The 21627-nt window shown below is 62.0% G+C and carries 17 protein-coding genes and 1 riboswitch; of the genes, 3 read left to right on the top strand and 14 right to left on the bottom strand.

What is annotated here, in order from left to right; genetic code table 11:
* Positions 1–34: 34 nt before the first annotated feature.
* Both THALAR_RS02935 and THALAR_RS02930 read right to left on the bottom strand, forming a co-directional pair.
* Complete coding sequence (locus tag THALAR_RS02935) at positions 35–487, bottom strand: Lrp/AsnC family transcriptional regulator (RefSeq protein ID WP_021099988.1); 453 nt, start codon at positions 485–487, stop codon at positions 35–37.
* Positions 484–939 carry an Lrp/AsnC family transcriptional regulator gene (locus tag THALAR_RS02930; RefSeq protein WP_021099987.1) on the bottom strand — a complete coding sequence of 152 codons (456 nt, stop codon included), beginning with the start codon at positions 937–939 and terminating at the stop codon, positions 484–486. Before THALAR_RS02930 ends, THALAR_RS02935 begins: the two co-directional genes overlap by 4 nt.
* Before the next feature lie 136 nt (positions 940–1075).
* Here THALAR_RS02930 and ilvC point away from each other — a divergent pair, with 136 nt between their 5' ends.
* Positions 1076–2098, top strand: coding sequence for a ketol-acid reductoisomerase (gene ilvC, locus THALAR_RS02925; protein WP_021099985.1), 1023 nt, complete (start codon positions 1076–1078; stop codon positions 2096–2098).
* A gap of 217 nt (positions 2099–2315) precedes the next feature.
* Here the strand turns inward: ilvC and glmM are convergent, their stop codons facing one another.
* The 8 genes from glmM to THALAR_RS02885 form a co-directional block, all read right to left on the bottom strand.
* Positions 2316–3659, bottom strand: coding sequence for a phosphoglucosamine mutase (gene glmM, locus THALAR_RS02920; protein WP_021099984.1), 1344 nt, complete (start codon positions 3657–3659; stop codon positions 2316–2318).
* Between the two features lie 49 nt (positions 3660–3708).
* Positions 3709–4710, bottom strand: a complete 1002-nt coding sequence (gene folP, locus THALAR_RS02915; RefSeq protein ID WP_021099983.1) for a dihydropteroate synthase — start codon at positions 4708–4710, stop codon at positions 3709–3711.
* A 10-nt stretch (positions 4711–4720) separates the two neighbouring features.
* A complete protein-coding gene (locus THALAR_RS02910) occupies positions 4721–5659 on the bottom strand; it encodes a dihydroneopterin aldolase (RefSeq protein ID WP_021099982.1) in 939 nt (312 codons plus the stop codon).
* Between the two features lie 104 nt (positions 5660–5763).
* Positions 5764–6435: a cell wall hydrolase gene (locus tag THALAR_RS02905; RefSeq protein ID WP_040817094.1), complete on the bottom strand. Its 672-nt coding sequence runs from the start codon at positions 6433–6435 to the stop codon at positions 5764–5766.
* A gap of 159 nt (positions 6436–6594) precedes the next feature.
* Entirely contained in the window at positions 6595–9171 is a 2577-nt protein-coding gene (locus tag THALAR_RS02900) for a putative PEP-binding protein (protein WP_051153641.1), read from the bottom strand.
* Positions 9172–9247: 76 nt separating this feature from the next.
* Entirely contained in the window at positions 9248–11542 is a 2295-nt protein-coding gene (gene glyS / locus THALAR_RS02895; protein ID WP_021099979.1) for a glycine--tRNA ligase subunit beta, read from the bottom strand.
* A 1-nt stretch (position 11543) separates the two neighbouring features.
* Positions 11544–12068 (bottom strand): DUF6446 family protein, encoded by a 525-nt coding sequence (locus tag THALAR_RS02890; protein ID WP_021099978.1) that lies wholly within the window; start codon positions 12066–12068, stop codon positions 11544–11546.
* Entirely contained in the window at positions 12065–13027 is a 963-nt protein-coding gene (locus THALAR_RS02885) for a glycine--tRNA ligase subunit alpha (protein WP_021099977.1), read from the bottom strand. Before THALAR_RS02885 ends, THALAR_RS02890 begins: the two co-directional genes overlap by 4 nt.
* A gap of 158 nt (positions 13028–13185) precedes the next feature.
* On the opposite strand from THALAR_RS02885, the gene THALAR_RS02880 reads away from it, so the two are divergent.
* Complete coding sequence (locus THALAR_RS02880; RefSeq protein ID WP_021099976.1) at positions 13186–14886, top strand: serine protease; 1701 nt, start codon at positions 13186–13188, stop codon at positions 14884–14886.
* A 25-nt stretch (positions 14887–14911) separates the two neighbouring features.
* Here THALAR_RS02880 and THALAR_RS02875 read toward each other — a convergent pair whose 3' ends face one another.
* The 4 genes from THALAR_RS02875 to speB form a co-directional block, all read right to left on the bottom strand.
* Positions 14912–15757, bottom strand: a complete 846-nt coding sequence (locus THALAR_RS02875; protein WP_021099975.1) for a C40 family peptidase — start codon at positions 15755–15757, stop codon at positions 14912–14914.
* Positions 15758–15892: 135 nt separating this feature from the next.
* Positions 15893–17476: a thiamine pyrophosphate-binding protein gene (locus tag THALAR_RS02870; RefSeq protein WP_021099974.1), complete on the bottom strand. Its 1584-nt coding sequence runs from the start codon at positions 17474–17476 to the stop codon at positions 15893–15895.
* A gap of 1 nt (position 17477) precedes the next feature.
* Positions 17478–18926 carry a TrkH family potassium uptake protein gene (locus THALAR_RS02865; protein ID WP_021099973.1) on the bottom strand — a complete coding sequence of 483 codons (1449 nt, stop codon included), beginning with the start codon at positions 18924–18926 and terminating at the stop codon, positions 17478–17480.
* 210 nt (positions 18927–19136) lie between these two features.
* Entirely contained in the window at positions 19137–20105 is a 969-nt protein-coding gene (speB, locus tag THALAR_RS02860; protein WP_021099972.1) for an agmatinase, read from the bottom strand.
* Positions 20106–20308: 203 nt separating this feature from the next.
* Positions 20309–20386: riboswitch (SAM riboswitch) on the top strand.
* Positions 20387–20444: 58 nt separating this feature from the next.
* On the opposite strand from speB, the gene metZ reads away from it, so the two are divergent.
* A complete protein-coding gene (metZ, locus tag THALAR_RS02855; RefSeq protein WP_021099971.1) occupies positions 20445–21626 on the top strand; it encodes an O-succinylhomoserine sulfhydrylase in 1182 nt (393 codons plus the stop codon).
* Position 21627: the final 1 nt, after the last annotated feature.

Genomic DNA, 21627 nt, shown 5'->3' with positions numbered 1-21627 from the left:
GTAACGCTAATGATGAACGTAGATCGTTTCAAGTTCACAACGGCCCCGCCAACCGTTCCTCGCTCAGCAGCACATTGGCCTCCACATCCCCGACCCCCGGCAAGGTCATAATGCGGCGGCGCAACACGCGCTCGAAGTCGGACAGGTCGCGGGCGACGACGCGCAGGCGGTAGTCGTAGAGACCCAGCACATGCTGCACGGTTTGCACCTCGGGGATCGCCGTCACCGCCCGCTCGAAATCTTCCAGACTGACGCGCCCCTTGGTGGCGAGCTTCACGCCGAGGAAGACCGTGACCCCGAACCCCAAGGCCTCCGCATCCAGATCGACGCGGCGGCCTGCCAGCACGCCTTCATCCTGCAACCGCTTGATGCGTCGCCATGTGGCGGGCTGGCTGAGGCCCAGATCGCGCCCCAACGCCCCCGCGCTGAGCGTGGCATCCGCCCCAAGCGCCCGCAGGATCGCAAAATCCGTCGCATCCCAGCTCATATCGGCAAGGTCTCGGTGGTTTTGATGGTGGCCACATGCATCAAGGGCTCCAGTTCCGCGATATGCGGCAGGGTCAGGATCTGGTTGCGGTAGAGGCTTTGGTAATGCGTCATATCGCGGGCGATCACCGACAGGCGCAGGTCGACGCGGCCCAGAAAGGTCTGGATGGCGATCACTTCGGGAATTTTCCGCGCAGCGTCCTGGAACTCGTCAAACGCCCGCGGGGCGGTCTTGTCCAAGGTGAAGCGCAACGAGACTTCCACCGCGAAGCCCAGCTTCGTCCAGTCGATCACCGCATGTTGCCCCTTGAGTATCCCCTTGGCGCTGAGCTTTTCCAACCGCCGCGCGGCGGTGGCGGGTTGCATCGCGCAGCGCTCCGCCAGTTCCGACACGGGGGCGGTCGGATCGGATTGCAAATAGCGCAACAGGCGGCGGTCAGCGTCATCAAGCATGAATTTTTACTAAATCAATATCTTGACGAATACCAGCCAACATATTCCCGCAAAATACCGTCACTTCAACTCTGGCTCCTGCCCGCCAGACCGGTATGTTGGCGGCAATCGAAACCAAAACATAAGGACGCCCGATATGCGCGTTTACTACGATCGCGATTGCGATGTGAACCTGATCAAAGACAAAAAAGTCGCCATCCTCGGCTATGGCTCCCAAGGCCACGCCCACGCGCTGAACCTGCGCGATAGCGGTGCGAAGAACCTTGTGGTGGCGCTGCGCGACGGCTCCGCCTCCAAGGCCAAAGCCGAAGGCGAAGGCCTGAAAGTCATGGGCATCGCCGAAGCCGCTGCTTGGGCCGACGTGATCATGTTCACCATGCCCGACGAATTGCAGGCCGAGACCTACAAGAAATACGTCCATGACAATATCCGTGAAGGTGCGGCTATCGCATTCGCCCACGGGTTGAACGTGCATTTCGGCCTGATCGAGCCGAAAGAAGGCGTCGACGTCATCATGATGGCCCCCAAAGGCCCCGGCCACACCGTGCGCGGCGAATTTACCAAAGGCGGCGGCGTGCCTTGCCTTGTGGCGGTGCACAACGACGCCTCCGGCAAGGCGCTGGAAATCGGCCTGTCCTATTGCTCCGCCATTGGCGGCGGCCGCTCCGGCATCATCGAGACCAACTTCCGCGAAGAATGCGAAACCGACCTGTTCGGCGAGCAAGCAGTTCTGTGTGGCGGCTTGGTCGAGCTGATCCGCATGGGCTTCGAGACGCTGGTAGAAGCCGGCTACGCGCCCGAGATGGCCTATTTCGAGTGCCTGCACGAAGTGAAGCTGATCGTGGACCTGATCTACGAAGGCGGCATCGCCAACATGAACTACTCGATCTCCAACACGGCGGAATACGGCGAATACGTCTCCGGCCCGCGCATCCTGCCTTACGACGAGACCAAGGCCCGCATGAAAGCCGTGCTGACCGACATTCAAACCGGCAAGTTCGTGCGCGACTTCATGGCGGAAAATCAGGTTGGCCAACCGTTCTTCAAGGGCACCCGTCGCATCAATGACGAGCACCAGATCGAAGAGACCGGCGAGAAGCTGCGCGGCATGATGCCGTGGATCTCCGCAGGCAAAATGGTCGACAAAGCAAAGAACTAAGCGCCGCATAGTTCGGTGAAGGCCGAACTATGGACTGCAAATGACGAAGGCGTCTCGCAAGGGACGCCTTTTTCATTTACCGCTGGGGCCATGAGCACCCGTCCCCGAAAATCCCGGTCTTTTAAACTGGCTTTTCATCGCCGGTTTGGGCGTCGCATGGGGGTGAAGTTCATGGCGGAAACCCTTCCGTCACAACTGTTTTTCGCGTTGGCGCTGCTCAGGCGGTCGCCGTCTGCACTGCGGATACGACGCTGCCGACCACTTGCGCCAGCTTCGCCTCGTCCTCGCATTCGGCCATGACGCGGATCAGCGGCTCGGTACCGGATTTGCGGATCAGCAACCGCCCGCTGCCTTGCAGCGCGGCCTCCGCGTCTGCAATGGCGGCCTTCACGGCGGCATCGTCCAGCGGGCTCTGCCCCGCCTCAAAGCGCACGTTTTCAAGCAGCTGCGGACAGCGCTCGAATTGCTCGACCAAGGCGCTGGCGGGCTTGTCCAACTGCTTCATCGCGGCGAGGAATTGCAGCCCTGCGACCAGCCCGTCGCCGGTGGTGGCGTAGTCGGTCATCACGATATGGCCCGACTGCTCGCCGCCCAGATTGTAGCCCCCTTCGCGCATACGCTCGACCACGTAGCGGTCGCCGACATTGGTGCGCTCCAAGCGGATGCCGTGGCTGTCCAGATGCCGCTCCAGCCCCAGATTGCTCATAACGGTGGCGACCAGCGCACCGCCTTTCAGGCGGCCTTCCTCGGCCCATCGGGTCGCCAGTAGCGCCATCAACTGGTCACCGTCAGCCACAGCGCCGGTTTCGTCCAGCACCATCACGCGGTCGGCGTCGCCGTCCAGACAGATCCCCACATCAGCCCCATGCGCCACGACCGCCTCGGCTGCGGTGCGCACATCGGTGGAGCCGCAGCCTTCGTTGATATTGAACCCGTTGGGGGAGACGCCCACGGGGATCACCTCCGCCCCAAGCTCCCACAGAACTTCCGGCGCTGTGGCATAGGCGGCGCCATTGGCGCAGTCGATCACGACTTTCAGGCCCTGTAGCGTCATGCCGTTGGGCAGCGTCGATTTGACCCGCTCGTTATAGCGGAACTTTCCGTCATAGATGTGCTTGGCGCGGCCGATATTTTGCGCTTGGGCCGGCTGAATCTCTTCCTCCAACAAGGCCTCGATCGCCGCTTCGTCCTCGTCCGATAGCTTGTATCCGTCGGGGCCGAAGAACTTGATGCCGTTGTCGTAATGCGGGTTGTGCGAGGCGGAGATCATCACGCCCACATCGGCCCGCATCGACGTCGTCAGCATCCCCACAGCAGGCGTGGGCACCGGCGACAGCAGCAGCACGTCCATACCGGTGGAGGTAAATCCCGCCGTCAGCGCGTTCTCGAACATATAGCCCGACAGGCGGGTGTCCTTGCCGATCACGACGCGGTGGCGCGCCTGATCCTTGCGAAAATAACGACCGGCAGCGGCCCCCAGTTTCAACGCCATCTCGGCGGTCATGGGATAGGTGTTCGCGCGGCCGCGCACTCCGTCGGTGCCGAAGAATTTCCGTGCCATATGCGGCGTTCCTGTCTTGCTGACCGCGAGTGCTGCGCGGATATGGTTGTTAGGTCTTAATGGCCCGCCACAGGGTAAAGGCTTGCCGGTGCGCCTCTATATCATGGGCACGGATGATCTGAACACCCTGCCTGACCCCTTCAATTGCGGCCGCGACCGAGCCCAATGCGCGGTCTTCCGCCCGCTCCACCCCGCAAATGTTACCGATGAAACGTTTTCGTGAGACCCCGAGCAGGATCGGGCAGCCAAGCATGTGAAACAGGCTCAAGCCCCGGATCAGCGCCAGGTTGTGCGCCTGCGTCTTGCCGAAGCCGATGCCGGGGTCGACGATGACGTGTGTCTTGTTGATGCCCGCCGCTTCCGCCGCCGCGATCCGTTCGGCCAGATGCTCGTAGACGTCGAGCAGCACATCGTCGTAGTGCGGGTCCTGCTGCATGGTCGCCGGATCGCCCTGCGCGTGCATCAGGCAAATCGGCGCGCCGGAGCGTTCCGCCACCCCCGCCATCGCCTCGTCGAAGGTCATGGCGGACACATCGTTGAGCATAGTCGCGCCCGCCGACAGCGCCGCCTCTGCCACCACCGCCTTGCGCGTGTCGATGGAGATCGGCACCTCGATGCCTGCAGCCCTGATCGCGGTGATGACGGGGGCCGTGCGAGCGACCTCCTCTACCTCTGATACCAGCGCCGCACCGGGCCGCGTGCTTTCGCCGCCGATGTCGAGAATGTCCGCCCCTGCCTCCACCATCGCCTTGGCATGGGCCACCGCGGCGTCCGCGTCGTGGAACTTGCCACCGTCCGAGAAGCTATCCGGCGTGACGTTCAGCACGCCCATGAGGGCGCATCGGTCTTTGGGCAGGTTCGGCAATACGCGTGGATGGGTCAGGCTGTCCAATAGCGCTGGCGGCAGGTCGCGCACCGGCATCAGCGCGTGACTTGCACCGCGCTCAAGCGGCTCGACATGGTCGAACCACAAGGGGCCGCCGAGAAGCGGCACCGCACCGGCGGGAATTTTCAGGTCGGATTGGATGATCGGGCGAAAATATACTGACATGGGCCGGTGTCTAACGCAGCTTCAACCCGTTGGCCAACAACTCGTCCACCGCCACGATGTCGCCCGCGCCGTGGACCATATCCCCGACCGACACCACGCGCAGCGCGTCGAACTCGCGCCCCAGCCATTGCGCCAGCACCACCGCGTCGCTCGTGTCCGCGTCCGGCCCGTCCGTCGCATCAAGCACCAGCTTGGAGGGCGCCCAGACGCTCATCTGGTCATGCTTGATCGCCCAGTCCAGCTCTGTCCGGCTGGAGACCACGACGCAGCGGCGGTCGCGGGCGGCCAGCACCCAGGCGTTCTGTTCCAGCGCCAGCAGGTCGATGCGCCGTTGCGCGGCGGGGTGGTCGGCACGCGGGGCGGCAACCTGCCCCATCGGCACACACAGGATAACGGGCACGCCCTGACCCTGAAGCGCGTCGAGCACCTTTGGCAGCCTGTCGGAGCCGATCACATCATTGCCCAGATAGGCCACCAGCGGCGCGACGTCCGTGCCTGTTTCGGTCGCGCGGGCGATCATGTCGCGGTCGCGAACGATCTCGACGCCAAGCGCGCCCGGTCCGCGGTCCAGCTTTTCAATGCGCACGAACACCCGCGCGGCGCGGGGGTCGGCCAGTATATCCTCGGCCACCTTGGCGGCCAGCGTTTCAAGCAGGTTCAGCCGCTCCGCCTGCAATTCACGGTCGATGGCCTCGGTGATGGTGTCATAGGACAGGATCTTGTCGACATCGTCATCCACGCCGCCCGCACCGGTCAACTCCGGCAGTTTCACCTCGACCACCACGTTGAAGCAGATGCGTTGCAGACTGCCGCGTTCCTGCTGGAACGCGCCGATCTCGACTTCGCGGATGTGGTCCCGCAGGGAAATGCGGTCGCGCAACTCGGTGCCGGATGTGGCAGCGGCCCGCTCGGACGGGTGCGCAAAGGCCAGTCGGATATCGGAACTCATGGGCGCGGGCCTTCCGGTCGCAATCGGGGTTGCGCGGTGTCTAGCAGGCAAGCCCGCACACGCAACAGCCCATTTGCGACCAATTTAGCGCCGTCTACGGGGTGCTACGACCGCGCGTAGAACAGATGCACGCCATGACGCGCGGTGCGGCGGAACTTGCGCGCCCAACGCGGATTGACGGCGGTGGTGTGGTAGAACGTTGCCCCACCGGACAGATTGCGCGGTGCGCCGTTCAGCATCATGCGGGCGATTTTGCCCACGCGGTCGAACGCGGCAGGCTCGGAAATCCGCTCCGGATGGCCGTCGCAGGTATAGGTGAACTGGCAGGCGTATTTGCGCCCCGTGCCTTGCTTGATGACGCCGCAGACGGTGTCAGGAAAGCGCGAAGAGGACACGCGGTTCAGGATCACTTCGGCCACGGCGATCTGGCCCTTGACTGTCTCGCCGCGCGCTTCGAAATACAGCGCCTCGGCAAGGCAGCGCCATTGCTGACCACCGGTTGCCGCAGGCAACGCCCGCAATGTGGCCGCGTCGGTGATGAGTTTGCCCGCGCCGACGCCCTTGCGGCCGACAGGGGTGGAAATCTTGATCAGCCGTTCCGGCTGGAGGGAGGCCAGGCCTTCCCGGTTCATACGCTCTGCCTGAAGCAGTGCCGAATTGAATGCGAGGGATGTCCCCGACGAAGTGGACGCCACGCCATCCGCCACTGCGGAATTGACGGACATCGCGACGCAAAGCGCGCCGACAGCCCTTAGAGCTGTACGATAAATACACATTACTCTCTGCCTTGGGGCCAGACCCCGCTACAACAGCCCCCAGATGGCCGTCAGCCGCGTCACTTAATGGCAGAGCTTTGCAAATGCCACCCAGAGGGCCCAAACCGCGTCAATTCGACTTAAATCCGCCGAAACTGCTCAAGATGTAGTGTCGTGTCCCTACAACGGGACAAATCCGTCATCCTCGGGAAATTCGTAATCGCCGCCGTCATCCAACGGTTTGCGAATCGCCAGCTGCGCTGCTGCAAGCCGCGCGACGGGCACGCGATACGGCGAACAGGACACGTAGTCCATCCCCAAAGAGCGGCAAAACGCGATGCTTTCGGGATCGCCGCCATGCTCCCCGCAGACCGACAGGGTCAGCTTGGAGCGCACATGCCGCCCCCGTTCGGAGGCCAGCGCCAAAAGCTCCCCCACACCGTCCTGATCAAGCGCCAGAAACGGGTCTTCCGCGAACACGCCTTGCTTGACGTAGTCCGACATGAACCGCCCGGCGTCGTCGCGCGACAACCCGTATGTCATCTGGGTCATGTCGTTCGTGCCGAAGCTGAGGAAGCTGGCATGGGTGGCGATATCCCCTGCCCGTAATGCGGCGCGGGGGGTCTCCACCATCACACCTAGGCGGTATTCCAGCTTCTTGCCGGTCTCGCTCATCACATCCGCCGCGACGGCGTCGATGCGCGATTTGACGATCTCGACCTCGCGCTTGGCCGAGACCAGCGGGATCATGATCTCGGGTACCATCGCGGCCCCCTCGGCTGAGGCCTCTATCGCGGCCTCGAAGATCGCGCGGGCCTGCATCTCGTAGATCTCCGGCACGGTGATCCCCAGCCGCACACCGCGCATGCCCAGCATCGGGTTGACCTCGGACAGATCATCCACACGGGCCTGCACCTCCCGCGCACTCATGTCCAGCGCGTCGGCCAACTCCACGATGCCCGCACGGGTGGATGGCAGGAATTCGTGCAAGGGCGGGTCGAAAAGGCGCAAGCAGACGGGGCGCGGTGCCATGATGCGGAACATCTCGGCGAAGTCCGCGCGTTGCATCGGCAAGAGCCGCGACAGGGCCGCCGCGCGGTCCTCGGCCTCTTCGGCAAAGATCGCCTCGCGCAGGACGGTCAGGCGGTCCTCGTCGAAAAACATATGCTCCGTCCGGCACAGCCCGATGCCTTCGGCGTTGAACAGGCTGGCAAGTTCGGCGTCCTCCGGCGTGTCGGCATTGGCCCGGACACCGATGTCGCGCATCTCGTCGGCCCAGCTCAGCAACTCGCGGAACGCGCCGTCAATCGCGGCACCGATCATTGGCATGGCCCCCACCAGCACCTGCCCCTTGGTGCCGTCCAGCGTCACCACGTCGCCCTCGCCGAACACGCGGCCATCCGCGCCGGTGACGGTGCGGGCCTTGGTGTTCACGTCGATCCCGGTGGCACCGGCGACGCAAGGCAGGCCCAGCCCGCGCGCAATCACGGCGGCGTGGCCGTTGGCCCCGCCCCGTTCGGTCAGGATGCCTTTGGCCGCGTGCATGCCGCGCACGTCCTCGGGGCTGGTCTCCCGACGCACCAGAATACACGCCTCGCCCTGCGCGGCGGCGGTCTGGGCGGCGAAGCTGTCGAAGACCAGCTTGCCGGTCGCAGCGCCGGGGCTGGCGGCGATGCCACGGGCGAACACGTCGCGTTTCGCTTTAGGCGCAACCTGTTGGTGCAGCAACTCGGACAACGCGCGCGGCTCGATCCGCAGCACGGCATCCTCGCGCGAGATGATTTCGTCATTGGCCAGCTTGGTCGCCACCGCCACTTCCGCACGGGCCGAGCGGGGGGTGTTGATCGCGTCGAGGATGAACAGTTTGCCGCCCTCCACGGTGAATTCGATCTGCATCTCTTCGCGCAGGCCGGTGCGGCCGATATCGCCCAGACGGCACAGCTCCGCGTAGACATCCGGCTGCGACTCCTCCAGCGAGGGGCCGCGTTCGTCGCGGGTCAGATACATCGTGTCGTCATGCGGCCCGCTCAGCGCATCGCGGCCCTGGCTCTGGCGCTTGTAGCGGCCAACCTCCTGCGCCTCACCGCTGTCGGAATTGATGAACTGGATCACGCCGGAGCCGCTTTCGCCCTTGCCCATGCCGAACGCCATGCGCTGCACGACCAGCCCCAGCCCCGCCTCTTCCGGCGCGCCCTTGGACATGCGCAACAGCCGGGCCGAGGTGCCTTCCCACGCGCGGGCCATGGACTTCAGCACGTTGGCAAGCTGCGTTTCGATGTCTTGCGGGAATGCCTCGTCGGTTTCGTCCTCATAGGCGCTCAGGGCCTTGTCGACGGTCAAATCAGGAATGTCGAACATCTCGTCATCCAGCCGCGCCACGTCGACCGCGTAGGAGCGAATGAACGTCAGGTGCAGCGCCGCAGCGGCTCTGGAGCCCAGCTTCGACGCAAAGAACGCCTCGTTCGTGCGATTCATGCCGATGTTGAGGATCGTCCCCGGCCCACCCCAATCCGGCATCACCGGAGAGGAGCGCACGGACAGCACCGGCCAACTGCCGAAATGCCCCAGAAGCGTCGTCATGTCGGGCTGTTGCCCGCCCGCAATCGCCCGCACCAGCGGGATCGACAGGGCGACCGTGTCTGGCACCGGCATGTCCAGCCGGATCAGCCGTTGCAGGCATTTCGCCCGCGCACCATGCAGCTTGCGCTGGATCGCGGCGGTGGGCGTTATCAGCTCGAAGTTCAGACGGTCTAGCATACTGCGGCGCAGCATAGGGCAGTCGCGCCACCGCGCAAGCGTGACGCAGTGGCGGGGCGCAGAATTTTGGCGGGTGTTACCCTTCGATCTTGGTCAGATCGGCCACTCCGCCGCAAATGGTGCGGATGCGGTGCAGCAGGCACAACCGGTTGCGGCGCACGATCTGGTTGTCCGAGTTCACCTGTGTGGCCTCGAAAAACGCATCAATCGGGCCGCGCAGCTTGGCCATGGCGGCCATGGCGGTGGTGAAGTCTTCCTGCTCCATCGCGGGCTTGATTGTGGCCTCGGCTTGGTCGAGAGCAGCAAACAGCGCCTTTTCCTCGTCGTTTTCGGCGAATTTCGGGTCTGGGTCCAACTCGTAGGACACGCCGTCTTTCTCCTCCTCCGCCGAGAGGATGTTGTTCGCCCGCTTGAACCCCTGGATCAGGTTTTCGCCGTCGTCGGTTTTGAGCGTTTCCGAGAGCGCCTCTGCCCGCTTCACCAACAGGGTCAGGTCGTCATTGTTTGGCATGGCGATACAGGCGTCGATGATGTCGTGGCGGATGCCCTTGTCTTTGAGGAAGACTTTGAGGCGGTCGTGGAAGAAGGAGAGGAGGTCCGGCCCGCGCCTGATTGATTTTACGAATGGCATTTCGTCTAAATTCATCCCAAGCAAAGCCCGTGCGCCTGCTCCCATTCTGAAGTACCGAAACATACTTCCGATACTATCGTCGAACTGCTTGGCATCCTCTTTTGCTTTTGAATGAGCCGCACGCAAATCTTCAACAGGAATGTCCAAATCTTGACTAGCCTGTTTCAAGTAATCTTCTAACTTTGAATCCTCAAACCGTCTAATTGCTGTGCTAATTACGCCATTTGCAAATGAAAGTAACTTTAGCAATTCAAGCTTCGTCTGGTTTTCAGTGACCAACCGAATAACACCCAACGCCGCCCTCCGCAGCGCAAACGGGTCTTTCGAGCCTGTTGGCTTCTCGTCAATCGCCCAGAACCCCGTCAGCAGGTCGATCTTGTCGGCCAAAGCGACCGCCACAGATACAGGTGCAGTCGGCACGTCATCCGACGGCCCCAGCGGCGAGTAGTGCTCCTCACAGGCCGCGCCCACTTCGGGTGGCAAACCTGCGGCGTCACTGTAGTAACGCCCCATAAGCCCTTGAAGTTCAGGGAATTCATAAACCATTTCAGACGACAGATCGGCCTTGGCCACCCGCGCCGCCTGCTCTGCCAGATCGGGATCAGCCCCGACCGCAGGGGCAATCTCACGCGCCAGAGCGGCGATGCGGTCGATACGTTCTTTCTGCGACCCCAGCTTGTTGTGGAACGTCACACTCGAAAGCGCATCAATCCACGGCTGCATCCCCGCTTTGGCAATACGCAAATCGTTCTCCCAGAAGAACTTCGCGTCGGCCAGACGTGCCGACAGCACCCGCCCGTTGCCCGCCAGAATGGTCGCGCCCTGATCGGCGGTCTCGATATTGGCGACGGTCACATATTGCTCGATCCGGCCCGTCTTGGGGTTCTTGACCGAAAAGAACTTCTGGTGCTCTTTCATCGAGGTTTTCAGCACCTCCGGCGGCAGGTCCAAGAATTGCTCCTCGATCTTGCCCAGCAGCACCACAGGCCATTCGACCAGCCCTGCGACCTCGGTCAGAAGCCCGCGATCCTCGACCACTTCCATACCCTGCGCGAACGCCTGATTGGTGGCCTCTGCCCAGATGTGATCGGCCCGCTCGGAAGCATCCAGAACCACCTTGGCACGCTTCAACTTCGCCGCGTAATCATCGAAAGACGTTACGGAAAAGGCGTCCGTCGCCATGAAGCGGTGGCCGTGCGTGGTGTCGCCAGCCTTGATGCCGTCAATGTCCAGCGGGACCACCTCTGCCCCTGCCTCATCGGACAGGATGCACAGGATCGAATGCAACGGACGCACCCACCGCAAAGTACCGTCACCCCATCGCATCGACTTCGGCCAAGGGAAGGTGCGCACGGTCTGCTCCAGCACATCCGCCACGATCTCCGCCGCCGGACGGCCCGGCTTGTCGATCACGGCGAACCAGACCTGACCTTTCTTGTCGTCGCGGGCCTCCAGCTGGTCTTGCGTCAATCCGGTCGAGCGCAGGAAGCCCGCCAAAGCCTGCTCCGGCGCGCCTACTTTCGGGCCTTTGCGTTCTTCCTTCACGGCGGGCGATGCGGCCAGCAGCCCCTCCACCGACAGCGCCAAGCGGCGCGGCGTCGAGAACGCACCGGCGGAGGCATAGGTCAGCCCCGCTTCGACCAAGCCATCGGTGACCAGCTTTTTCAGATCAGCCGCGGCCTTGCCCTGCATCCGCGCAGGAATTTCCTCGGAGAAGAGTTCGATCAGAAGATCAGGCATATCAGTTGCTTTCTGTCGGTCGTGCCGGGCATTCGGGGCCGACGGCGGTGCCGTCATAGGCCTTTTGCCCGCAATCATTGAGCTGCTGCCACACATAGCCGCGCCCGTCCTCGAAGATGACCACGATGCGGTCCACCCCGTATTCGATGTTTTCGCGGCCCAAGAAGGCCAGCGCGGTGCCGTCTTCCAGCGCCGCGCCAATCTCCGTGGCGTCGAAGCAGTCGAACCAGTCCGGCGCAGTGAGGGGGATCGCCCCGTCTGCCAGTTGGTAGGTTTCCGTCAGCATGGAATGGGACATGGGCGTGGTGAAACACGCGCGGTAGCGGATGGGCGACGAGGTGGCGTCGATCGCGGTAATGTCGTCGGCGATGATCTCCTCCGGCTCGCCGGTAGCGACGGAGACCAGTTGCACCGCGTCCGGAGCCTCTACCGGCTCGTAGAAATGGTAGACTTGCAGGTAGTAGAGGCTTGCGCCCGCAATCAATGCGATGACCATCAGCCCGATCCCGATATACTTGCCATTCATGCCGCGTTTTCCGGCGTGTAGCCGCCCGCTTTCGTCTGCACGAAGGCATCCGCACAGGCGACCGCCAACGTGCGCACCCGCCCGATATAGGCCTGACGCTCGGTGACCGAGATCACGCCCCGCGCGTCCAGCAGGTTGAACAGGTGCGACGCCTTGATGGCCTGATCATAGGCAGGCTGCGCCATGACGATGCGACGGCCGGTTTTGGGGTCTTCCGCGGGCTGCGCGAGGATGCGGGCGCATTCGGCCTCCGCGTCCTTGAAGTGTTGCAGCAGCGTGTCGGTGTCGGCCACGTCGAAGTTCCAGCGGGCGTATTGCGCCTCCGCCTCGCGGAACACGTCGCCATAGGTCAGCGGGATCGGTGCGTCGGGGTCGTTGAACGGCATCTCGTTGCCGTCGTCGAAGCCCAGCACATACATGGCGAGGCGCTCCAACCCGTAGGTCAGCTCGCCTGACACCGGCTTGCAGTCGTGGCCGCCCACCTGCTGGAAATAGGTGAACTGCGACACTTCCATGCCGTCGCACCAGACCTCCCAGCCCAGCCCCCATGCGCCCAGCGTCGGGCTTTCCCAGTCATCTTCGACGAAGCGGATGTCGTGCATCTTCATGTCGATGCCGATGGCCTCTAGAGAGCCGAGGTAGAGCGCCTGCAAATCGGGCGGCGAAGGTTTGATGATCACCTGATACTGGTAGTAATGCTGCCACCGGTTCGGGCTGTCGCCATAGCGCCCGTCGGTGGGGCGGCGGGACGGTTGCACATAGGCAGCCGACCACGGCGTGGAGCCCAGTGCGCGCAGCGTTGTCGCAGGGTGGAACGTCCCTGCCCCCACTTCCATGTCATAGGGCTGCAACACCGCGCAGCCCTGCGCTGCCCAATAGCTTTGCAGACGCATGATGATCTCCTGAAAGGAGCGCGGTTTTTGCAGCTTTTCGGCCATGATGCTCGCCCTGAAGTTCATTTGGCCTCTCAATAGGCAACCCGTGTGGGGGGGTCAATCAACAGAGCCCTTAACCGCTCACGTCCTTTTCAGATGCACCTGCCGCCCCAAGTGATAACTTGCGCCAACAGATTCGGGGCGGCTCGCAGATCGCCTGATTTATGAATGGGGATTTGAGTATGTCGCGCAGTGTATTTGCAGCTTTGTTATTGACCGCATCCAGCGTGGCGTTTCCCGCGTTCTCCCAGTCGTGGGTTCAGGTCGAGGCCCTGCCCGATTTGCGCACCGCGCAGGAACGCGCCCGCGCCTACGGGGCCGAGTTGAAGGACGTAAACGGCTTCCGCCTGCGGTCCGGCTGGTATGCGCTGGCCCTTGGCCCCTACAGCGAGACCGAGGCCGAAGCCAAGCTGCGCCAGTTGCGTGGGGCGGGCATCATCCCGCGTGACAGCTACGTGTCCGACAACGGACCCTACACACAGCAATTCTGGCCCATCGGCGGCAGCGTCACGCAGCCCCCTGCGCCCGAAGCCGTCGCGCCGCAAGCCTTGCCTGCGCCCGTCGAGTTGGACGAAACCCCGCGCGAGGCCCGCGCCAATGAGGCCCTGCTTAGCCGCGACCAGAAGAAAGAGCTTCAGGTCGCCCTGCAATGGTTCGGCCACTACAACGCGGCCATCGACGGCTCTTTTGGGCGCGGCACCCGCAATTCCATGGGCGAGTGGCAAAGCAGGAACGGCTATGACGTCACCGGTATCCTGACCACCAGGCAGCGCAAGGTGCTGATGGACAATTACACCGGCGCGCTGGCCGCTCTGGGGTTGGGTCAGGTCAAGGAGTCGAAAGCCGGGCTGGAAATCACCATGCCCATCGGCCTCGTGGAGTTCGACAAATACGAATACCCCTTCGTGCAATATGCCGAGAAAGACGGCTCCGGCGTGCAGGTGCTGCTCATCTCGCAGGCGGGCGATAACGACACGCTCTACGGTCTCTACGAGATCATGCAGACGCTGGAGATCGTGCCGGTGGAGGGCGAGCGGTCCAGAAACCGCAATTCCTTCACGCTGACGGGGCAGAACGACGAAATCCATTCGTACTCCTACGCCCGCGCCGAGGGCGGGTATGTCAAGGGGTTTACGCTAGTCTACCCCCCTGCCAAGGCCACAGACATGGCCCGGGTGATCGAGATCATGCAGGACAGCTTGGTCGTGACCGAAGGTGCCCTGTCCCCCGACCTGTCAGATGCTTCGGCGCAAAGCATCGACCTGCTGTCTGGTCTGGACGTGCGCCAGCCCAAGCTGTCGCGGTCCGGCTTCTATGTCGACGGGCGCGGCCATGTGCTGACCACCGCGCAAGCCGTGGCGGCCTGCGGGCGCATCACGCTGGACGGAACCTATGAGGCCAATGTGACGGCCACGGGCAACGGACTGGCCCTGCTGGAACCGACGACCAGCCTCGTCCCGATCAACTACGCGCGGCTTGCCACAACCATCGGCCGTTTGCGTGCGCCGGTTGCCGTCGCAGGTTATTCCTACGAGGGCGCGCTGGACGCGCCGACGATGACCTATGGCACGCTGGAAGACCTGAAAGGTCTTGGCGGCGAGGCGGAGTTGAAGCGGCTCGATCTGGAAGCCCTGCTCGGCGACGTAGGCGGCCCTGTCATGGACATGACCGGCGCGGTCACCGGCATGCTGGTCGACCATTACGTGACCGGCAAGGCCCTGCCCGCCTCCGTGCGCTTCGCTTTGAAATCCAGCGAACTGGCGACATTCCTGAGCGAAAACGGCATGGTCGCGGCAGCCTCCGACAGCACCACCCAACTCGACCCCGAGGATCTGGCGGTTCTGGGCAGCGATATGACGGTGCTGGTGGGGTGCTGGGAGTAATGCTTTTAGACTTGGAGCAGAGCCCCTAATCAATCGTCGAGACATCATTGTCGTTGTTCGGGCGATCATCGGTTGACCGCCGACCGTCACTACCGTCACTTTTTTCCCAAACCAGACTATGGAAATCGAACCCCCCTTCCAAACTTGGTTTTACAACCTGCATGTACGGTGACAGATCGAAATCACGCGGGGCAAACAGAGAATAGTCGCGGATATGAAAAATCTCACGACGGGCCTCTGTCGTCGCGGCATCAGATGATGAAACGTTCGGAAGAATGGGGTAATTGATCGACTGGAACGCCTGCGCGATTAACGTAGAACAGATCGCCCGTGTAGGATCACCAGACCCGAGGGCCAGCATCCTGCGCCGCCATCGGATTGGGATCGGCGGTGTTGGGAGAAAGTAGCGCAGCAAGTCGAAGATGTTGCGCAGATCATAGCTCACGCCAAGTTTGCCAATCATAAATGTGATCAACGCATCGCGCTCCGAGTCGCTCAAAGCACTTGCCCTACAAATTCTCAGGTTGAAGCCATTATACTTCCCCAGAGGCGATGCAACGCAACCTTCATGCAAGTTGACTTCAATGAGACGGGGACGTTCCGATCCGTCGCTTGTGTCAGGAAGCGCATCGCCAACAAACAAGGCGGCATGTGACCAGGTAGACTGGGTTAGATACTTTATCGCGCTTGAAATTCTCTCGTTCCCCTCGACCAAAACGATATCACCGGGTTGAAGAGTTTGGCAAAGCTGGTCGAAATCAATATGAGCGAGCGGTTTATACTTGGCGTGCTGCGAGTGAAGCTTTCCCGCTAAGTGATGACCGAGCCTACTTAGTAGCTTGTCGCCGAATGTCTGCACTTTCTCAAACACGTTACTGTTCCTCTACCAACGGATATAAGAGGAATATGGCCGTAGAACCAATGTACAAAAAGTTTCGTGCAAGAATGGATCGTCACAATGCCGTGTTAAAATGAAGTAAATTCCGGTCCGTCGTCGTCTGAATACTTAACCCCCAGCCGTCTCCGGCGTCACATGGATCAGCGTGGGCCCATCTGCGGCCAGCGCGTCCGTGACCGCTTGTTTGAACGCCTCCAGTGAACGCGGGGCAACCGCGCGGGCGCCATAGGCTTCCGCCAGCTTGCAGAAATCAGGGTTGCGGGCGACCACCGCATTGGGCGCGATCTGGGCGTTGATCATGCTGTCCTCGATCTCTTTCAGCTTGCCGTTGTCCCAGACGATAATGGGCAGGGTCAGGCCCAGTTCCACCGCTGTTGCCAGTTCCTGAATGTTGTACTGGAAGCCGCTGTCGCCGTTGATCGAGATCACCGGTTTGTCCCCCGCCCCCACCTTGCCGCCGATGGCGGCAGGCAAGGAATAGCCAAGCGTGCCGAAGCCGGAGGGATGGTGCCAGTGGCCGGGGCGCTCCATCGGGAAGGTCTCGTTGGCGACATAGGCGAACTGCGTCATGTCGGAGAAGATCATCGCCTCGGGCGGCAGCACCGACCGCAATGCGTCGACCAGCGGCACGATGCCCGGACGGTCGGCGTCGGTCTCGGCCCGCCATTGCGCCCGCGTCGCGGTAATGGTGGCGGCGTCCCAGTCGCTGTCTGTGGGCTCCATCGCCGCCAAAAGCGCCTCGCAGAAGACCGTGCAGTCGGCCAGCACCGGATCGGTGACATTGTGGCGGTCGGCCAGCACCTCCGGGTCCAGATCGACGCGGATCAGCGGGCAGTCATGGCCCAGCGGGCCGCGCCACAGGTCGCATTCGGACAGCTCGCTGCCCAAGACCAGAACCAGATCGGCCTGCGCGAAGATATCCAGACTGCCGGCGCGGCCAAGGCACGCCCCGAAGCTGCGTGGCCCGTCGTCGGGATACAGCCCCCGCCCCGCATTGGTCATAAACACGGCGGCCCCCGATTTGGTGGCCACCTGCTCTGCAAGGTCACCTGTCCTGCGCGCGCCGCCGCCGAGGATCACCACCGGACGTTTGGCGTCCTTAAGCATCCCCGCGATGCGGTAAATTTGACCGGAGTTCGGAGCATCGAACGCAACCTGCACCGAACGGTCCCCTGCGGGCGCTGCGTCCGCTTCCAGAACCGCGATCGGCACGTTCATCAGCTTGGGTCGCGCGCGCGAGGTCTGGAACTCCAGCAGCGCACGGTCGATCAGGTGGTAGGCGGCATCCGCCGTGCGCGCGGTCTCGGACCAGTCGGCAACGGTCGCACCTGCGCCCTCTTGGTCCAGCATCTGGTGCAACTGACCACGGGTGGCCACGGTTTCGTCAAGACAGGATGCAATCACCAGCAGCGGCACGCTATCCGAATAAGCCTGCCCCACGGGGTTCATAATGTTGCACAATCCCGGCCCTGTAATCACATAGGCCACGCCGGGCTTGCCGGTCGCCCGCGCGTAGCCGTCCGCCATGAAGCCCGCGCCCTGCTCGTTGCGGGCCAGCACATGGGTGATCCCCGCCTCCTCGATCCCGCGATACATCTCCTGATTATGGACACCGGGGATGCCGAAGATCACCCCCACGCCACGGGTCTTCAACATATGTGACAGCTGTGCGCCTAGGGGTTTGGTGGACATGTCAGGCTCTCCAGAAACGAATGGTGAAAAGGGCATAGACGGCCAGAAGCTCCAGCCGCCCGATGAGCATACCAGCGGCCAGCAGCCACTTGGCGGTGTCGTTCAGCCCGCCGAAATTGCCCGACGGGCCGATCTGGCTGCCAAGGCCGGGGCCGATATTGGCAATCGCCGAGGCGGCACCGGACACCGATGTGATGAAATCGAGACCCGTCAGGCCCAGCAATACCGACAGCATCCCCAGCGAGACCACGAAGAGCACGAAGAACGACATGACCGAGGACAGCACGTCGTCGCTGACCGGCTTGCCGTCATAGCGCGGCTGGAAGATGCCGTGTGGCGTGTGGATGCGGCGGATCTGCGCCTTGATCGAGGCGAAAAGCAACTGGTAGCGGAAAATCTTGACCGAGCACGCGGTCGAGCCGGCGCAGCCGCCGATCAGGCCAAGGAAGAAGAAGCTCGCCACGGCAAAGCTGCCCCACAACTGGTAGTCCACACTGGCATAGCCCGTGCCGGAGATGATGGAGACCACGTTGAATATCCCCTCGCGGAAACCCTCTTCGGGGTGATCGCCGAAGACAAACAGACGGAACACGGTGAACACGATGGTGAAGCCGAAAATCGTCGCCAGATAGGCGCGTAACTGGCTGTCCTTCAACAGCGGCTTGGCAGAGCCCGACAGCAGCTGCACATAGCGCACGAAGGGCAGCGACGCGAGGATCATGAACAGCGCCGCCACATATTCCGGCGCGCCCTGATAGACCCCGAAAGACGCATCGGAGGTCGAGAACCCGCCCGTGGACATCGTCGTCAACGAATGATTGATCGCCTCGAAGGGAGGCATCCCCACGATGACATAGGACACGGCGCAGGCAATGGTCAGGCCGACGTAGAAATAGGAAATCTGGGCCGCGATCTGCACGGCGCGCGGCAACACCTTGCCCATGGTGTCAAACGCCTCGGAGCGGAAAATCTGCATACCGCCCACGCGCAATTCCGGCAGGAACACCATGGCGACCACGATGATGCCGATGCCGCCGAACCATTGCAGCATGGAGCGCCACAGCTTCAAACCGTCCGGCAGGTCTTGCAGCCCGGTGAACACGGTCGCGCCGGTGGTGGTCAGGCCAGACATGGACTCGAAGAACGCGTCGACATACCGCGCCTCGGTCGCGCCCAGATACATCGGCAACGCCCCGAATACCGGCAGCGCAAACCAGACGCCGGTGGTCAGCAGGAAGGTTTGCTGAAGGGTCAGTCGGTCCCCCGCCCCGTTTGCGGTCGCCACCGCCATCAGAAAGCCTGTCCCGCCTGTGATGATCGCGCTTTCGGCGAATGCGGCCCAATGCCCGTTGCCCACCCACAGGTCCAGCGCCATCGGCACAAGCATCGAAGCCCCGAGGCTGGCGGTAAGCAGGCCGATCACATAGGCCACTGGGCGGACGTCAAACATAGCGCCAAGGCTTGGAGCGGAGCTGGCAAACTGTCAAGCGGTGCCGTAATTTAAGGCGTGTTCCGATGCTTTGTTGAATTGGCACCCAAGGCTGACTTTCGGTACTGCCTGGCGACCCCGATAAGGCTTCACGCTTTGGCGATTTGCGCCATAGCCTGCCATGCCGGACAAAGCAGTCGGCAATGCTGAAGCCACGAATGCCCACTTCTCTCAACTGACGGCAATCTCTCTGTGATGCAGGATGCGCCCTATGGTGTTCATCAGTACCTGTGCTGCGAGCGTCGATGTGCACCCTGTAGGGTCGTAATCAGGCGCCACTTCGACCAGATCGACGCCCACAATGCTGCCACGCCTGGCAAGCCCGTCAATCAGTTCCAACACCTCGTAATAGATAAACCCGCCGTGGCTGGGCGTTCCGGTTCCGGGTGCAATTGACGGATCAAAGGCGTCGATATCGATCGTCAGGTAGTACCGGGCAGCCTCTGGAATACGATCCAACATACCCTCGACACCCAATTTTCGAAACTGGCGCACAGATTGAATGTCCGATCCCATTTGGCGGGCATCCACATAGCCTTCGCGCGCGGTCGAGGAGACGTTGCGAATGCCGATTTGGCTCAGCCCCGTCACATAGGGCTTTTCAGCGGCGCGACGCATCGGGTTTCCATGACCAAATCTTACGCCGTGACGTTCATCGACAAAATCGAGATGCGCGTCGATCTGCACGACATGTATCGGTCCTTGATCGTCAAAGGCATTGATACAAGGGATGTTGACCGAATGATCGCCTCCCATGACGACGGGAATAGCGCCTGCGGCAAGAATTTTGCGAACACCATATTCGATGTTCGCGTGGCTTTTCATCGTATCGGTATGAATAATGTCCGCATCACCGATATCGACGATCTTGACCTTTGATGGCTCCAGATAAGTTATGTCATCTTCGTGATCGTATGCGCCGGCATGACCGAAGGAAAAGAGAGTGGAGGCTTCGCGAATGGCGCGCGGGCCCATGCGGGCACCTGACCGCCATTGGCACCCGAAATCATAAGGCGCACCCAGAACGGCCACATCCGCGTCTATTGCGTTCCAGTCTTCGACGTATGGATATTTGCCAAAGGTACAGATTCCGACAAACGGTAGGTTAAGGCGCCCGTCCTCATATCCATGCTCCGACATTTTTGAATCCTTTTCTCATTTCCTGGAATAGCCCAGCGACCGGTTATCCTCAGAAAAACTGGGATTGCTTTCGTCACGGTTCTGTTCACGACATGTATGAAGCCGACTTTAGCCGCACCGTAGAAGATCTGCAAAGTGGGTTCCAAGCAGACCTCACCCCCTGTGAACCCCACAGCCTTGACCTCGCCAGCCCAGCGGCGTATTTCCTCTCCCGTGGCGATTTGTTACCGGATTGCGGGCCACGTTAAATATGCTGCTAAAGAGGATGGATTGCTATGAGCCTCCCCCTTTTCCCGGTGGAGGCTTTTTTATTCGGGCAAGTGCCCGCACGAGGATGACATGACACAAGACTGGTCCCCCCGCACGAAATCCGTCCACAGCGGCACGCGCCGTTCCCAATATGGCGAAATGTCCGAAGCGATCTTCCTGACCCAAGGCTTCGTCTATGACAGCCCCGAGCAGGCCGAGGCCCGCTTCATCGAGAGCGGCCCCGACGAGTTCATCTACGCCCGCTATGGCAACCCCACCGTGCGCATGTTCGAGGACCGCATTGCCGCGCTGGAAGGCACCGAGGACGCATTTGCCACCGCGTCGGGTATGGCTGCCGTCAGTGGGGCGCTGACCTCCATGCTGAAGGCGGGCGACCATGTGGTGTCCGCCAAGGCGCTGTTCGGATCGTGTCTGTATATCCTTGAGGACGTGCTGACCCGCTTCGGGGTCGAGGTCACCTTTGTCGACGGCACCGACCTTGCGGCATGGAAAGCCGCCGTGCGCGACGACACCAAGGCCGTGTTTCTGGAATCCGTCTCCAATCCGACGCTGGAAGTCATCGACGTCAAAGGCGTGGCCGAAATTGCCCATGCCAAGGGCGCGCTGGTGATTGTCGACAACGTCTTCGCCACGCCTGCGTTTTCCAAGGCGGCGGAGCTTGGCGCCGACGTCATCGTCTATTCCGCCACCAAGCATATCGACGGTCAGGGCCGCTGCCTTGGCGGCGTGATCTGCGGCACCCGCGAGTTCATCCGCAAAACGGCGGAACCTTATATCAAGCACACCGGCGGCGCGTTATCGCCGTTCAACGCGTGGGTGATGCTGAAAGGTCTGGAAACCCTGCACCTGCGCTGCAACGCGCAGGCCGAGAGCGCGTTGCATATCGCGCAGGCGCTGGAGGGTCACAACAAGCTGGAGCGCACGCTATATCCGTACTTGAACTCTCACCCGCAACAGTCTGTTGCAAAAGAACAAATGGGCGCAGGTGGCACAGTCATATCGCTGGACATCAAGGGCGGAAAAGAGGGCGCGTTCCGGTTTCTCAATGCGCTGGACATCATCCTGATCTCCAACAATCTGGGCGACAGCAAAAGCATCGTGACCCATCCGGCGACCACCACGCATCAACGCCTGAGCGACGAGAAACGCGCCGAGCTGGGTATCACCGACGGGCTGGTGCGCGTCTCTATCGGGCTGGAGGACAAGGACGATCTGCTGACCGATATCCGCACCGCGCTGGACGCGGTCTAGG

The sequence above is a fragment of the Litoreibacter arenae DSM 19593 genome, assembly GCF_000442275.2.
Classification (GTDB): Bacteria; Pseudomonadota; Alphaproteobacteria; order Rhodobacterales; family Rhodobacteraceae; genus Litoreibacter; species Litoreibacter arenae.
Note: the sequence above shows the minus strand (reverse complement) of the source record. Positions and strands in the feature narration are given on the sequence as shown.